This is a genomic window from Methylobacterium sp. V23, from assembly GCF_002917135.1.
GTDB lineage: Bacteria > Pseudomonadota > Alphaproteobacteria > Rhizobiales > Beijerinckiaceae > Methylobacterium.
The window spans coordinates 377,390-391,271 of the sequence record NZ_PDHT01000001.1; the positions used below are offsets into that span (position 1 = coordinate 377,390).

The following is a 13,882-nucleotide window of genomic DNA, read 5'->3' on the forward strand; positions in this document are numbered from 1 at the left end:
TCGTAGACCTATGAGAGCTATGCCGGCCCCGCAGAAGGACGGGCCGCGCGCCAACCGGGACATCCGTGGCGTCCGCGAAGTGCAGCTCATCGACGACACCGGACAGAACCGTGGCGTCGTCGCCTTCTTCGACGCCATCGCCATGGCCGAGGAAGCAGGTCTCGACCTTGTCGAGATCGCGCCGAACTCCGTTCCTCCCGTCTGTAAACTTCTTGATTATGGCCGCTTCCGCTTCAACGAGCAGAAGAAGCAAAATGAAGCGCGCAAGAAGCAGAAGACGGTGGAGGTCAAGGAGATCAAGCTCCGCCCCGGCATCGATAAGCACGACTACGACACCAAGATGAAGGCTGTGATCCGGTTCTTCGAGGAAGGCGATAAGGTCAAAGTGACCCTGCGCTTTCGTGGTCGTGAGATGGCGCACCAGGATATTGGCCTGCGTCTGCTCGAGCGCGTGAAGAACGAAACTCAGGAGATTGCCAAGGTCGAGAGCGAGCCGATGCTTGAAGGTCGGCAGATGATTATGATCTTGGCGCCGCGCTGATTCGCTGTCTCGATCGCGCTCGGTCTTAAAAAATACCGCCTCCCTTAGGAGGCGGTATTTTTTGTGGCGGAGACAGCGTTTGGCAGGGATGCTTGTAGACTAGGATTTGAGGAACGCCTCTCGGGAGAGAGGTGGACGAATGTCTTGAAGGAACACAGACTGTGGGGGACGCCCCGTAACGGAGCGTCACCCCGTTCTTGGTCCTACTTCAGCAGGGAGATCTGCGCGTCGCCCGTTCGTCTCAAGACATTAACTGTGACGTCCTCCCCGTAGCGCTGGAGTCGAAGGTCTATTCTTGAGGTGCCAATCTTTAGGTTGAAGATTGAGACACCATCGAGAAAGGGCGGCAGTGTCGGATTGCGGAACCGAACGCGATTGCGATCGTGGTCGATCTCAAGCCCGAGGCAGGCTGCTAAGAAGGCGAAGGGTGCCGCTGCGGCCCAGGCTTGAGGTGAGCAGGCTACGGGATACGAGACGGGACCGCGCTGATGACGCCGCATGAAACCGCAAAACAGCTCGGGCAAGCGCTTCTGATCCTGGTAGAGGGCTGTGTCGAACATGCCCTCGAAGATCCGCGAGGCTTCCGGCTTCAGGTCATAACGCGCTAGTCCGAGGGCGATAAGGGCATTGTCGTGCGGCCAGATCGAACCGTTGTGGTACGACATCGGATTGTAGCGCGCTTCGCCGCGCGCGATCGTGCGCACGCCCCAACCGTTGAAACCGTCTTTTGACAGGAGGTTTGCGGCGACGCTCGCTGCCCGCTCCGGCAGTGCGATACCGGTGAAGAGCGCGTGACCGGCGTTGGACGAGCGCACGGCGCATTGTCGCTTCTCGCCGTCCAGGGCAAGGGCGTAAGTCCCGATCGCCTCGCACCAGAATGCCTTGTCAAAGTTCTCTCGTAGGAGGTGTGCCTCCTCGCCGAGACGCTGTGCGAGGTCATCGTGGCCCAGCAGCGAGGCGAGTTTGGCAGCCCCGTTTTTGGCAGCATAAACGTACCCCTGGACCTCGCAGAGGGCGATCGGCCCCTTCGCGAGATTGCCATCGGTGTGGAAGATGGAGTCGTGGCTGTCCTTCCAGCCCTGGTTCTCGAGGCCTTTGTCGGTGTCGCGGGCATATTCCACGAACCCATCACCGTCCCGGTCGCCATACTCGTCCATCCAGGTCAGGGCGAGCTCAAGGGCGGGCCAGATCGCCGAGATGGTCTCTAGGTCGCCTGTGACGGCGTAGTACTCCCAGGCCAGCATCACGAAGAGTGGCGTGCCGTCGATGGTGCCGTAGTAGTGCCGGAACGGTACCTCGCCGAGCATGGCCATCTCACCACGCCGGGTCTCGTGCAGGACTTTGCCGGGCTGCGCATCGGCGGCTGGGTCGACAGCCTTGGCTTGGGTGGAGGCGAGGTAGCGCAGGACGCCCTTGCCGAAGTTCGGATCGATCCAGAGCGCCATCATCGCGGTGATGATACCGTCGCGCCCGAAGACCGTGGAGTACCAGGGGATACCGGCGAAGGGATAGATTCCCTCCGGTGTCCGGCTCGCCAGCATGTAGAGGTCGGCAGTGGCGCGGCAGGCCGCTTCGTTGAATTGATCGTTCGATGAGATAATCGTGGTGATGCCGGCTGTAAGCTGGCGCAGATCGCGCCGGGAGTCACGATAAGCTCGGGCGAAGATGACACCCTCGGCCAGCCCCTTCGGGTGGCGCGGAGCGGCGGAGCTGCCTGCGGCGCGCGACAAGCCGGCTGCCGCATCCTCACCGACCCGCTCGGCTGCGGGAGCGCTCGTGAAGGCGCGGTGCGATTCAAAGACCGCTCTTAGAAACAGCGAGGCGCGTCCGCCCGGAGGCATGGAGACAATGAACTCGGCACGACCCGGCTCGATATGCTCCGGCTTCGGCCCGAAATGCAGGCTCGTAGTGCGCACGACCTCATCGAGGCCGGCATAGCGGAATTGAACCTCGGATTCGCTCGCCACCTGGACGCTGCGCTTGCCGCGCACCGGGCGGTCCATACCACGCACCTCGAAGAGATCGCGGAAATCTGCGTCGAAGGTGACGGCGACCTTCAGGTGCCAATGCCGGGAATCGTAGTTGCGCAGGCCGATCCGGTCGTAGCAGGCGCCTTTGAACAGGAACTTGGTGCGCTCAATCGCGATCAACTCGCGGGGAATCGTAGTTTCGTCGTGGGCGTCGATGCGGATATCGGGCGTCGTCATGTTGACGCTGAGGGCACCGTTGTCGTCCTGCATCACGGAGGACAGCAGCAGGGGACGCTGATCCTCAATGGTGACATGCAGACGCGAGAGGTAGCGCGTATCCTGAAAGTAGAGCCCTTCGGGACCGGGCAGGACGCCGATGTCACCGTAGCTGTCGAGGACCGCGAAAGCCTCGCCGTACTTCAAAGAGCGCAGCGGACGCTCGACCAGGGAAGTCTGGGCCTCGATATGGTATTGCGGCAGGACCTCGTCGGCATCCTGGAAGCCCCGGGGAATCCGTGTCTCAGTTGCGGGCTCGGAGGTCGCCTTCAGTGTATCCGCTGCCATGCCTGAGCGTCTCCGAATTGGGGTCGAATCAAAAGGGCCACCGGTCGCATGATGCGGCGCGGCGGCCCTCAGTGGCAGAGGTAGTGCGGCAATCTTGCGGCGCCAGCCTATCCGGCGACGGGCAAATTCGATGCCGGGCCTAGCCCCGCTCGGGCATGATTAAGCGGGCATAGCAGCAACAGAGATCTGGGGCAGAGCGGAGCCGTTCATTTCGCCATAATGCGACGAGAAGGCGCCGGCGTGCGGCAGCTTGATCACCGGGTTCGCGCCGGCGAGCAGCCGTTCGTAGGCCGACACGTACTTGCGCACCATACACTCAGCGGTGAAGTTGCCTTCGAAGTGCTTGCGCACACCGGTACGACTCATTGATTTCACCGTGTGGACCGCTGCCACCGCGTCATCCATCGAGTCGCACAGAACGCCCGAGATGCCGTCGGCAATGACCTCTGGTACGGAACCATTGCGGAAAGCGATCACCGGTGTGCCGGCCGACATTGCCTCGATCATTACGAGGCCGAAGGGCTCTGGCCAATCGATCGGGAAAGCGAGAGCGAGAGCGTTTCCGAGGAAATCCTTCTTCTGTTCCTCGTTGATCTCCCCGATGAACTCGACGAGGGGATGATGGATCATGGGCTCGATGACTTCATCCCAGTAATCCTGGTCAGCCTTGTCGACCTTCGCGGCAATCTTCAACGGAACGCCGGAGCGGATCGCCATCTCGATCGCACGGTCAGGGCGTTTCTCCGGGGATATACGGCCGAGGAAGGCGAGGTAGCCACCCTTCGACTCTGGATAAAACGGGCAATTCTGAGCCGGCAGTCCGTGGTGGATGGTCGAGAGCCAGTTGACGTTCTCGGGCATGGGATCGCGCTGATTGTCCGAGATCGACACCAGGGGCATGCCCGTAAACGTACGGTAGACTGGCATGAAGTCTGGCACATCGAGGCGCCCGTGCATCGTTGTGAGGCACTTGTGATTGAGATCCTCGAACATCGGGTACTGCAGCAGGTCGATATGAAAGTGCAGAATGTCAAACTCGTGTGCTCGCTTGTGCACGTGATGCAACATCGCGAGGTGGCTCGCGGTATGATCACGATAACCGAGAAGACGGAGACCTTCCGGCGTGCAGGCTGCCAGCTTGGCTGAAGTCTCCGAATCGCCGCTGGCGAACAGGGTCACATCGTGGCCCTGACGGACCAACTCCTCGGTGATCCACGACACCACGCGCTCGGTACCACCATAGAACTTCGGGGGTACGGCCTCCGACAGCGGAGCAATCTGAGCAATGCGCACGAAGCGTCTCCTATGAGGTCGAATGTTGCGCAGACCTAACGCGATCCGGCCTGAGTGGGACATGAACGAAACGGACGGCCAAGGTTATGGTTCCCGCTGTGTGACCATCGCCAGCGCTGTCTGACAGAAGGTCGAGGATGTCCCCGATATCCCCGTGCTGCCGGCCATCCGGCATGCCGCACAAGCCGATGACAGGGCCTGCAAGAACGCGGCCGTAAACCTCCCTGCGCGCATCCGTCGTGTTGTGAGGAACGGGAGAAGAACTACCTGAGGCTCATGGCCGATTTTGTGCGACGCACGATGCCCTTGTTTCACTCCGGGGGGTCGTCTAAGCCTCGCGCCTGCACAGTCTGGCATTGGAGCAGTTCCACGTGGCCGACGGCGCCGAAGGCGTCGCAATCGTCTGCGAACACGAGAGGTCCCGCATGTCCGGCCTGATGGCAGACTATCTGCCCCTCATCGTTTTTATCGGCGTCTCGGTGTTCATTGCCGCGGCCTTGCTGGTTGCGCCTTTCTTGGTCGCTTACAACAGCCCCGACTCCGAAAAGCTGTCGGCCTACGAGTGCGGCTTCAATGCCTTTGACGATGCACGCATGAAGTTCGATGTGCGCTTCTACCTCGTCGCAATCCTGTTCATCATCTTCGATCTTGAAGTCGCGTTCCTGTTCCCGTGGGCAATCTCTTTCGGCGAACTCGGATGGTTCGGCATGTGGTCGATGATGGCTTTCCTTGGCGTTCTGACCGTCGGCTTCGTCTACGAGTGGCGTAAGGGCGCTCTTGAATGGGACTAGTCCTTCCGAATCGCGTCGCCCCAGATGTCCTTCCGTCCGAAGCCTGATCCCGAGAAACCGATGGCCTTCAGCCCCGACCTCTCCCGCGCCCCGGCGATCGCACCCGCCCCAAAAGGGATCATCGATCCCAACACGGGCCTTCCGATAGGGGCCAATGATCCGACTTTCCTGTCGATCAATGACGAACTTGCGGATCGGGGCTTCCTCGTCACGTCGACGGATGACCTCATTAACTGGGCCCGCACCGGATCACTGATGTGGATGACCTTCGGCCTCGCGTGCTGCGCCGTCGAGATGATGCAGATGTCGATGCCGCGGTATGATTGCGAGCGCTTTGGATTCGCGCCGCGTGGCAGCCCGCGGCAGTCCGATGTGATGATCGTCGCCGGCACGCTGACCAACAAGATGGCCCCGGCGTTGCGCAAGGTCTACGACCAGATGCCGGAGCCTCGCTACGTCATTTCGATGGGGTCCTGCGCCAACGGTGGCGGGTACTATCACTACTCCTACTCGGTGGTCCGCGGCTGCGACCGGGTGGTGCCGGTGGACATTTACGTTCCGGGCTGCCCGCCCACCGCCGAGGCGCTGCTGTACGGCGTACTCCTGCTCCAGAAGAAGATCCGCCGCACCGGTACGATCGAGCGCTGAAAAAGGACGCCCGGCATGACCAATGGCATCAGCATCCTCGCCCACACCGCGCCGGAATCCGGCGTCGACGCCTTGCGGCAGATCAGCGACCATGTCGCCGGAGCGCTCGGGCCCGCGGTCGTCTCTCGCACCATCGCGTTCGGCGAGCTGACCCTTGTGGTGCAGGCCAGCGACATTGTCTATGTGCTGACCTATCTGCGCGATGACCCCACCTGCGCTTTTCGCTGCTTCATCGACATCTGCGGAGCCGATTATCCGTCCCGTGAGAAGCGCTTCGACGTGGTCTACCACCTGCTGTCGCTGCGCCATAACTCCCGCATCCGCGTGAAGGTGCAGACCGACGATCAGACGCCGGTGCCCTCCGTAATCGAGGTCTTCCCAGCTGCGAACTGGTTCGAGCGCGAGACCTACGACCTCTACGGGATCCTGTTTTCAGGCCATCCGGATCTGCGTCGGCTCCTCACCGATTATGGCTTCGAGGGACACCCCCTGCGGAAGGACTTTCCGCTCACCGGCTTCGTTGAGGTTCGCTACGATCAGGACGAGGCGCGCGTGGTCTACGAGCCGGTGAAGCTCACCCAGGAATTCCGCAACTTCGACTTTCTCTCGCCGTGGGAGGGCACCGAATACGTGCTTCCGGGCGATGAGAAGACGTCGGCTTGAACGGCGGAGCAAGGCCATGACCGAGCACAACATCCGCAACTTCGCGATCAATTTTGGACCTCAGCACCCGGCGGCGCACGGTGTGCTGCGCCTCGTGCTGGAACTCGACGGCGAGATCGTCGAGCGCGTCGATCCGCATATTGGTCTCCTGCACCGCGGCACCGAGAAGCTCATCGAACATAAGACCTATCTGCAGGCAACGCCCTACTTCGACCGCCTCGACTACGTCTCCCCGATGAATCAGGAGCACGCTTTCTGCCTCGGCATCGAGAAGCTTCTTGGGCTTGAAGTTCCGAGGCGGGCGCAACTCATCCGCACGCTGTTCTGCGAGATCGGTCGCATTCTCTCCCACCTCCTCAACGTCACCACGCAGGCCATGGATGTCGGCGCCCTGACACCGCCGCTCTGGGGCTTCGAAGAGCGTGAGAAACTCATGATTTTCTACGAGCGCGCGTCGGGCGCTCGCCTCCACGCCAACTACTTCCGACCCGGTGGCGTCCACCAGGATCTGCCACCGGCGCTGATCGACGACATCGAAGCCTTCATCGACCCGTTCCTGCAGGTGGTCGACGACCTCGATAACCTCGTGATGGGTAATCGTATCTTCAAGCAGCGCAACGTCGACATCGGCATCGTCACCGTGGACGAGGCGATGGCCTGGGGCTTCTCCGGCGTGATGGTTCGCGGCTCCGGCATCCCTTGGGACCTGCGTAAGTCGCAGCCCTACGAAGCCTACGAAGAGATGGATTTCGACATCCCGGTGGGAAAGAACGGCGACACCTACGATCGTCAGGTCATCCGCATGGAAGAGATGCGCGAATCGGCCAAGATCATGAAGCAGTGCTGCCACAAGCTGCGGGAGCCGGCCGGGCAAGGCCCGATCTCGGCCACTGACGGCAAGATCGCGCCTCCGCCGCGGCGCGAGATGAAGCGCTCGATGGAAGCGTTGATCCACCACTTCAAGCTCTACACCGAAGGTTTCCATGTGCCGGCCGGCGAAGTTTACGCCGCCGTCGAGGCGCCCAAGGGCGAGTTCGGTGTCTATCTCGTCGCCGACGGCACCAACAAGCCCTACCGCTGTAAGATCCGCGCTCCGGGTTTCGCCCACCTTCAGGCGATGGACTGGATGTGCCGCGGCCACATGCTGGCCGACGTGTCCTGCGTACTCGGTACGCTGGACATCGTGTTCGGCGAAGTGGACCGGTGAGGATCAAGGTTCGAAACTGATGGCCAACCGCAGACTCGCCCCCGCTGCCGAGCAGCCCACGTCCTTCGCGTTCTCGTCCGAGAACGCCGAATGGGCGAAGGGTCAGATCGAGAAGTATCCTGAGGGCCGCCAGGCCTCGGCGGTGATCCCACTGCTGTGGAAGGCGCAGGAGCAGAACGGCGGCTGGCTGCCGCAGAAGGCGATCGAGGCAGTGGCCGACGAGCTTGGCATGCCGCATATCCGCGTGCTGGAGGTCGCAACGTTCTACACGATGTTCGCTCTGGAGCCGGTGGGCAAGTTCTGGATCCAGCTCTGTGGGACTGTGCCGTGCGATTCCTGCGGTGCGCGCGAGCTAAAGGACTACCTGCATCACCGCCTTGGAGCGCCGGGCCACGTAAGTGCGGACGGTAATTTCTCCTGGCTTGAGGTCGAGTGCTTGGGGGCTTGCTGCAACGCTCCAATGGCGCAGATCAACCAAGACTATTATGAGGATCTGACGCCTGATCTCCTCGGGAAACTGATGGACGATCTTGCCGCTGGTCGGCCCGTGAAGATCGGCTCGCAGGTTGGACGCACCTCGTCCGAGCCGCTGGGCGGCGCAGACACCCTTGCCGACACGAGCCTGTTCGACGGATCGCGCGTAGGCGCTTGGCGCAAGCGCTTTGAGGAGAAAGAGGCCGAAGGCGACAGCGAGCAGGGAAAGGCTGAGGCGGCCTCGTCCGAGCAGCGTGCCGCTGCCGAGCCGAAACCGGCGCGCCCCGATGCGGGTCGGGCCGTCGAGACGCCAGCGACCGATGCACCTGCCCAGCGAACTGCAGTCGGGGAATCGCCCATAAAGGCGAGCGACAAGATGGATGCCGCCGACGGAACGAAGTCGACCACAGCGCCTGCGTCGCCGACCGCTCCGGCACCGGTGACGATCGCGAAGTCCGAAGCCGCCGGTGCGGAAGCGGGTACGCAGTCGAGCCTGCCGCGCAATGAGCCGCCGCCTCAGCCGGTGGCTTCGGGTATCAGCGCGGATGTCAACGACGCGCAGCCGGTCGACACGAAAGACTCGGCTTCAAAGACATTGACGGCGAAACCGTCGACATCCCGGTCTTCCGTCCCAAGGAAGGGGAACTGACATGCTCGCCGATCAGGATCGCATCTTCACGAACCTCTACGGCCTGCACTCGCCGGGGCTGGAAGCCGCGAGGCAGCGCGGTGCCTGGGACGGCACCAAGTTTCTCTTGGAAATGGGCCGCGACTGGATCATCGACGAGATGAAGCAGTCTGGCCTGCGCGGCCGTGGCGGCGCCGGCTTTCCCACCGGCCTCAAGTGGTCATTTATGCCCAAGAAGTCCGACGGGCGCCCCCACTACCTCGTCGTCAACGCTGATGAGTCAGAGCCGGGCACCTGCAAGGACCGGGAGATCATGCGGCACGATCCGCACCTCTTGATCGAGGGTTGCATGCTGGCCTCCTTCGCGATGGCCGCGCATGCCTGCTACATCTACATTCGCGGCGAGTACGTCGCGGAGAAGCACGCCCTTCAACGGGCGGTGGACGAAGCCTACGAGGCCCGCCTCGTCGGCAAGGACAATGTCCACGGCTACCCCTTCGATATCTACGTCCACCACGGGGCCGGCGCCTACATCTGCGGCGAAGAGACTGCGCTGCTGGAGAGCCTCGAAGGCAAGAAGGGCATGCCGCGCCTGAAGCCTCCGTTCCCTGCCAATATGGGCCTCTACGGTTGCCCAACGACGGTCAACAACGTCGAATCGATCGCGGTGGCTGGTACCATCCTGCGCCGCGGCGGCGCTTGGTTTGCCGGCCTTGGCGGCAAGAACAACACCGGTACCAAGCTGTTCTGCGTCTCGGGCCACGTCAACAAGCCCTGCAACGTCGAGGAGGAGCTCGGGATCACCTTCCGCGAACTCATCGACAAGCATTGCGGCGGCATGCGCGGTGGCTGGGACAACCTGCTCTGCTCCATCCCAGGCGGTTCCTCGGTTCCCCTGGTGCCGGCCGAGCAGATCATCGATGCGAAGATGGACTTCGACACCCTGAAGAACCTCGGCTCCGGCCTCGGCACGGCGGCGGTGATCGTGCTCGACAAGTCCACCGATATCGTCTCGGCCATCGCGCGCATCGCCTACTTCTACAAGCACGAGTCCTGCGGCCAGTGTACCCCGTGTCGCGAGGGTACGGGCTGGATGTGGCGCGTGATGCTGCGCATGGCGGAAGGCCGGGCCCAGCGCCGCGAGATCGACATGCTTCTCGACGTCACGAAGCAGATCGAGGGCCACACCATCTGCGCGCTCGGCGACGCGGCGGCCTGGCCGATCCAGGGCCTGATCCGGCACTTCCGTCCCGAAATCGAGAAGCGCATCGACCGCTACAGCGCCAATCCGCATTCCGATCCGGTGCCGATGGCGGCGGAGTGATCCGCCCCTCGCGCCGCCCTTAAGTTTCGAGACCGAGACCCACGCATGACCAAGATCGTCGTCGACGGCACCGAGGTCGATGTTCCGGCTGAGTACACGCTGCTCCAGGCCTGCGAGGCTGCAGGCGCGGAAATCCCGCGCTTCTGCTTCCACGAGCGTCTGTCCATCGCGGGCAACTGCCGGATGTGCCTCGTGGAACTCAAGGGCGCGCCGAAGCCGGTGGCCTCCTGTGCCTATGCGGTGAAGGACTGCCGACCCGGCCCCAACGGCGAGCCGCCGGAGGTGCTGACACGCTCGGGACAGACGAAGAAGGCCCGCGAAGGGGTGATGGAGTTCCTCCTCATCAATCACCCACTCGATTGCCCCATCTGCGACCAGGGCGGCCATTGCGACCTGCAGGACCAAGCGATGGCCTATGGCGTCGACTCCACGCGCTACGGGGAGAACAAGCGCGCCGTCGAGGAGAAGTATATCGGCCCGCTGGTGCGGACCGCTATGAACCGCTGCATCCATTGCACCCGCTGCGTCCGCTTCCTGGCGGAGGTCGCCGGCGTGCCGGATCTCGGCGCCATCGGGCGCGGCGAGGACATGGAGATCACGAGCTACCTCGAATCCGCCATGGGCTCGGAGCTTCAGGGCAACGTCGCCGACCTCTGCCCCGTGGGCGCCCTCGTCCACAAGCCGCAGAGCTACGAGGTCCGGCCCTGGGAGCTCTCGAAGACCGAATCCGTCGACGTGATGGACGCCGTCGGTTGCGCCATCCGGGTCGATGCCCGCGGTCGCGAGGTCATGCAGATCGAGCCGCGCGTGCACGAGGGCATCAACGAGGAGTGGATCTCCGACAAGACCCGCCACGCGGTGGACGGCCTGCGCACCCAGCGCCTCGACCGGCCCTACCTGCGGGAGAACGGTCGCCTGCGCCCTGCCTCCTGGGGTGAGGCGTTCGCCGCCATCGCCGCGCGGGTGAAGAGTGCCGATCCGACGCGCATCGGCGCGGTGGTGGGCGATCTCGCGGGTGTCGAAGAGATCTATGCGCTCAAGGCCTTGATGACCTCCCTCGGGGTGACCAGCCTCGACTGCCGCCAGGCCGGCGAGGCGATCGACCCGGCCTGGGGCCGGGCCGCCTACACGCTCGGGACCGGCATTGCCGGGATCGAGGAGGCGGACGCGATCCTCCTCATCGGCACCAATCCGCGCCTCGAGGCGTCCCTCCTCAACGTGCGCATTCGCAAGCGCTGGCGCATGGGTCCCCTGGCGGTCGGCCTCATCGGCGAGCCGGTCGACCTGACCTATCCGCACACCTATCTGGGCGCCGGACCGGAGACCCTGGCCGACCTCGCCTCCGGCCAGCACAGCTTCGCCGAGGCGCTGAAGGCGGCGAGCCGGCCCCTCATCATCGTCGGCACCGGCGCGCTCGCGCGGCCCGACGGCGCCGCGATCCTCGCCGCCGCGGCGACGCTCGCCCGGGATCTCGGCGCGGTCACCCCGGACTGGAGCGGCTTCGGCGTGCTCCAGACCGCGGCGGCACGGGCCGGCGCCCTGGATCTCGGCTTCGTGCCGGGGCCGGGCGGGCTCGACTTCGCCGGGATCGCGAACGGCGCAAATCTCGACGTGGTATACAACCTCGGTGCCGACGAGGTCGCGGTGGGACCGGGTGCGTTCGTGATCTACCAAGGCACCCACGGCGACCAGGGCGCCACGCGGGCCGACGTCGTCCTGCCGGGGGCCGCCTATACCGAGAAGAGCGCGACCTACGTCAACCTCGAGGGCCGGGTCCAGACCACGAATCGCGCCGGCTTCCCGCCGGGGGATGCCCGCGAGGATTGGGCGATCCTGCGTGCCCTGTCCGACGTCCTGGGCAAGCGCCTGCCGTTCGATTCGCTGGCGGCCCTGCGCCGGGCGCTCTACGCCGAGCATCCGCACTTCGCGGCCCTCGACGCCATCGCCCCGAGCGATGCGGTCGCCACGGTGGAGACGCTGTCGGGTCTCGGCGGCGAGCCGACCCGCACGGCCTTCGTCTCGGCGGTGCCGGACTTCTACCTCAGCAACGCGATCGCCCGCGCCTCGCGCGTGCTCGCCGAGTGTTCGAGCCTCGCCCGGGTGCGCGGCCTCGAAGCGGCCGAATAAGGATCTCCTGCGATGACCTTCTGGGAAGTCCTCGGCACCGTCCTGCTGCTGGCGTTCAAGAGCTTCGTGCTCCTGGCGCTGCTGCTGGTCTTCATCGCCTACGCGCTGCTGGCCGATCGCAAGATCTGGGCGGCGGTGCAGCTCCGGCGCGGCCCCAACGTGGTCGGGCCCTGGGGCCTGTTCCAGTCCTTCGCCGATCTCCTGAAGTTCGTCCTGAAGGAGCCGGTGATCCCGGCCGGCGCGAACAAGGCGCTGTTCCTGCTGGCCCCCCTGGTCTTCGCCACCCTGGCCCTGGCCGCCTGGGCGGTGATTCCCCTGGCCGAGGGCTGGGCCATCGCCGACCTCAACGTCGGCATCACTTACATCTTCGCGATCTCGTCGCTGGGCGTGTACGGCGTCCTGATGGGCGGCTGGGCCTCGAACTCGAAATACGCCTTCCTGGGCGCCCTGCGCTCGGCCGCACAGATGATCTCCTACGAAGTCTCCCTCGGATTCGTCATCATCTGCGTCCTGCTCTGCGCCGGCTCCCTGAACTTGTCGCGCATCGTCATGGCGCAGGACACCGCGCTCGGCATCCTGGGCTGGTACTGGCTCTGGCTGTTCCCGATGTTCGTGGTGTTCTTCGTCTCGGCGCTGGCCGAGACGAACCGCCCGCCCTTCGACCTGCCGGAGGCCGAATCCGAACTCGTGGCCGGCTACATGGTCGAGTATTCCTCGACCCCGTACCTGCTCTTCATGCTGGGCGAGTACGTGGCCATCATGACCATGTGCGCCCTTGGGACGGTGCTGTTCCTCGGCGGCTGGCTCTCGCCGATCCCGTTCGCGCCCTTCACCTGGGTGCCGGGCCTGATCTGGTTCGCCCTCAAGGCGAGCTTCCTCTTCTTCATGATCGCCATGGTGAAGGCCATGGTGCCGCGCTACCGCTATGACCAGCTCATGCGCCTCGGCTGGAAGGTGTTCCTGCCGCTCTCGCTCGTCTCGGTCATCGTCGTCGCCTTTGTCCTCAAGCTCACCGGCCTCGCGCCGGGCGCCTGACAACCCCTCACGGAGATCCGGGCCATGAAGCTCGATCAGGTCGCTAAGGGTCTGCTGCTCAAGGAGTTCGCGTCCGGGTTCGTCCTGGCGATGAAGTACTTCTTCAAGCCGAAGGCCACGATCAACTACCCCTTCGAGATGGGCCATCGCGGCCCGCGCTTCCGGGGCGAGCACGCCCTGCGCCGCTATCCCAACGGCGAGGAACGCTGCATCGCCTGCAAGCTGTGCGAGGCGATCTGCCCCGCCCAGGCCATCACCATCGAGGCGGGCCCGCGCCGCAACGACGGCACCCGCCGCACGACCCGCTACGACCTCGACATGGTCAAGTGCATCTATTGCGGCATGTGCCAGGAGGCCTGCCCGGTGGACGCGATCGTGGAAGGGCCGAACTTCGAGTTCTCGGTCGAGACCCGCGAGGAGCTGCTCTACGACAAGGAGAAGCTGCTCCTGAACGGCGACCGCTGGGAGCGCGAGATCGCCCGCAACCTCGCGGTGGACGCGCCCTACCGCTGAGCACGTCCGAGCGCCGGACGCGCGTTTGCCCATCCGCGGACCGCGCGTCCGAGCGCCGGACGCGCGTTTGCCCATCCGCGGACCGCACGTCCGAGCGCCGGACG

12 protein-coding genes are annotated in these 13,882 nt (G+C 64.1%); 10 read left to right on the forward strand and 2 right to left on the reverse strand.

The features are described 5' to 3' along the window. The first annotated feature begins 19 nt into the window (after positions 1 to 19). On the forward strand, positions 20 to 541 hold the full coding sequence (gene infC, locus CRT23_RS01755) for a translation initiation factor IF-3 (protein WP_238280755.1): 522 nt from the start codon (positions 20 to 22) through the stop codon (positions 539 to 541). A gap of 203 nt (positions 542 to 744) precedes the next feature. On the opposite strand, the gene CRT23_RS01760 is transcribed toward infC, so the two are convergent. Continuing rightward, entirely contained in the window at positions 745 to 3,075 is a 2,331-nt protein-coding gene (locus CRT23_RS01760) for a glycogen debranching N-terminal domain-containing protein (RefSeq protein ID WP_103708328.1), read from the reverse strand. 159 nt (positions 3,076 to 3,234) lie between these two features. Further along, the gene (locus CRT23_RS01765) at positions 3,235 to 4,368 is read right to left on the reverse strand and encodes a glycosyltransferase family 4 protein (RefSeq protein ID WP_103708329.1); all 1,134 of its coding nucleotides are present in this window, start codon (positions 4,366 to 4,368) and stop codon (positions 3,235 to 3,237) included. A gap of 425 nt (positions 4,369 to 4,793) precedes the next feature. On the opposite strand from CRT23_RS01765, the gene CRT23_RS01770 reads away from it, so the two are divergent. From CRT23_RS01770 to nuoI, 9 genes are read left to right on the forward strand one after another with little or no spacing between them, the layout of a single operon-like run. Further along, the gene (locus CRT23_RS01770) at positions 4,794 to 5,159 is read left to right on the forward strand and encodes an NADH-quinone oxidoreductase subunit A (protein WP_103708554.1); all 366 of its coding nucleotides are present in this window, start codon (positions 4,794 to 4,796) and stop codon (positions 5,157 to 5,159) included. A 60-nt stretch (positions 5,160 to 5,219) separates the two neighbouring features. Beyond that, positions 5,220 to 5,807 (forward strand): NADH-quinone oxidoreductase subunit B, encoded by a 588-nt coding sequence (locus CRT23_RS01775; RefSeq protein WP_103708330.1) that lies wholly within the window; start codon positions 5,220 to 5,222, stop codon positions 5,805 to 5,807. A gap of 15 nt (positions 5,808 to 5,822) precedes the next feature. Then, complete coding sequence (locus CRT23_RS01780; protein WP_055947344.1) at positions 5,823 to 6,470, forward strand: NADH-quinone oxidoreductase subunit C; 648 nt, start codon at positions 5,823 to 5,825, stop codon at positions 6,468 to 6,470. A gap of 16 nt (positions 6,471 to 6,486) precedes the next feature. Then, positions 6,487 to 7,677: an NADH-quinone oxidoreductase subunit D gene (locus CRT23_RS01785; RefSeq protein ID WP_103708331.1), complete on the forward strand. Its 1,191-nt coding sequence runs from the start codon at positions 6,487 to 6,489 to the stop codon at positions 7,675 to 7,677. 19 nt (positions 7,678 to 7,696) lie between these two features. Further along, positions 7,697 to 8,800 carry an NADH-quinone oxidoreductase subunit NuoE gene (gene nuoE, locus CRT23_RS01790; protein ID WP_103708332.1) on the forward strand — a complete coding sequence of 368 codons (1,104 nt, stop codon included), beginning with the start codon at positions 7,697 to 7,699 and terminating at the stop codon, positions 8,798 to 8,800. 1 nt (position 8,801) lies between these two features. Continuing rightward, positions 8,802 to 10,103 (forward strand): NADH-quinone oxidoreductase subunit NuoF, encoded by a 1,302-nt coding sequence (nuoF, locus tag CRT23_RS01795; protein WP_055947352.1) that lies wholly within the window; start codon positions 8,802 to 8,804, stop codon positions 10,101 to 10,103. Positions 10,104 to 10,148: 45 nt separating this feature from the next. Further along, on the forward strand, positions 10,149 to 12,230 hold the full coding sequence (gene nuoG / locus CRT23_RS01800; protein ID WP_103708333.1) for an NADH-quinone oxidoreductase subunit NuoG: 2,082 nt from the start codon (positions 10,149 to 10,151) through the stop codon (positions 12,228 to 12,230). A gap of 12 nt (positions 12,231 to 12,242) precedes the next feature. Continuing rightward, complete coding sequence (nuoH, locus tag CRT23_RS01805) at positions 12,243 to 13,265, forward strand: NADH-quinone oxidoreductase subunit NuoH (protein WP_055947358.1); 1,023 nt, start codon at positions 12,243 to 12,245, stop codon at positions 13,263 to 13,265. A gap of 24 nt (positions 13,266 to 13,289) precedes the next feature. Continuing rightward, positions 13,290 to 13,778 (forward strand): NADH-quinone oxidoreductase subunit NuoI, encoded by a 489-nt coding sequence (gene nuoI / locus CRT23_RS01810; protein ID WP_055947361.1) that lies wholly within the window; start codon positions 13,290 to 13,292, stop codon positions 13,776 to 13,778. Positions 13,779 to 13,882: the final 104 nt, after the last annotated feature.

What these genes read in the sequence shown, in the direction of transcription:
- nuoI (WP_055947361.1), top strand. Translation starts at nt 13,290, where the DNA reads ATGAAGCTCGATCAGGTCGCTAAGGGTCTGCTGCTCAAGGAGTTCGCG.
- nuoH (WP_055947358.1), top strand. Translation starts at nt 12,243, where the DNA reads ATGACCTTCTGGGAAGTCCTCGGCACCGTCCTGCTGCTGGCGTTCAAG.
- infC (WP_238280755.1), top strand. Translation starts at nt 20, where the DNA reads ATGCCGGCCCCGCAGAAGGACGGGCCGCGCGCCAACCGGGACATCCGT.
- nuoG (WP_103708333.1), top strand. Translation starts at nt 10,149, where the DNA reads ATGACCAAGATCGTCGTCGACGGCACCGAGGTCGATGTTCCGGCTGAG.
- nuoF (WP_055947352.1), top strand. Translation starts at nt 8,802, where the DNA reads ATGCTCGCCGATCAGGATCGCATCTTCACGAACCTCTACGGCCTGCAC.
- CRT23_RS01785 (WP_103708331.1), top strand. Translation starts at nt 6,487, where the DNA reads ATGACCGAGCACAACATCCGCAACTTCGCGATCAATTTTGGACCTCAG.
- CRT23_RS01780 (WP_055947344.1), top strand. Translation starts at nt 5,823, where the DNA reads ATGACCAATGGCATCAGCATCCTCGCCCACACCGCGCCGGAATCCGGC.
- CRT23_RS01770 (WP_103708554.1), top strand. Translation starts at nt 4,794, where the DNA reads ATGTCCGGCCTGATGGCAGACTATCTGCCCCTCATCGTTTTTATCGGC.
- CRT23_RS01775 (WP_103708330.1), top strand. Translation starts at nt 5,220, where the DNA reads ATGGCCTTCAGCCCCGACCTCTCCCGCGCCCCGGCGATCGCACCCGCC.
- CRT23_RS01760 (WP_103708328.1), bottom strand. Translation starts at nt 3,075, where the DNA reads ATGGCAGCGGATACACTGAAGGCGACCTCCGAGCCCGCAACTGAGACA.
- nuoE (WP_103708332.1), top strand. Translation starts at nt 7,697, where the DNA reads ATGGCCAACCGCAGACTCGCCCCCGCTGCCGAGCAGCCCACGTCCTTC.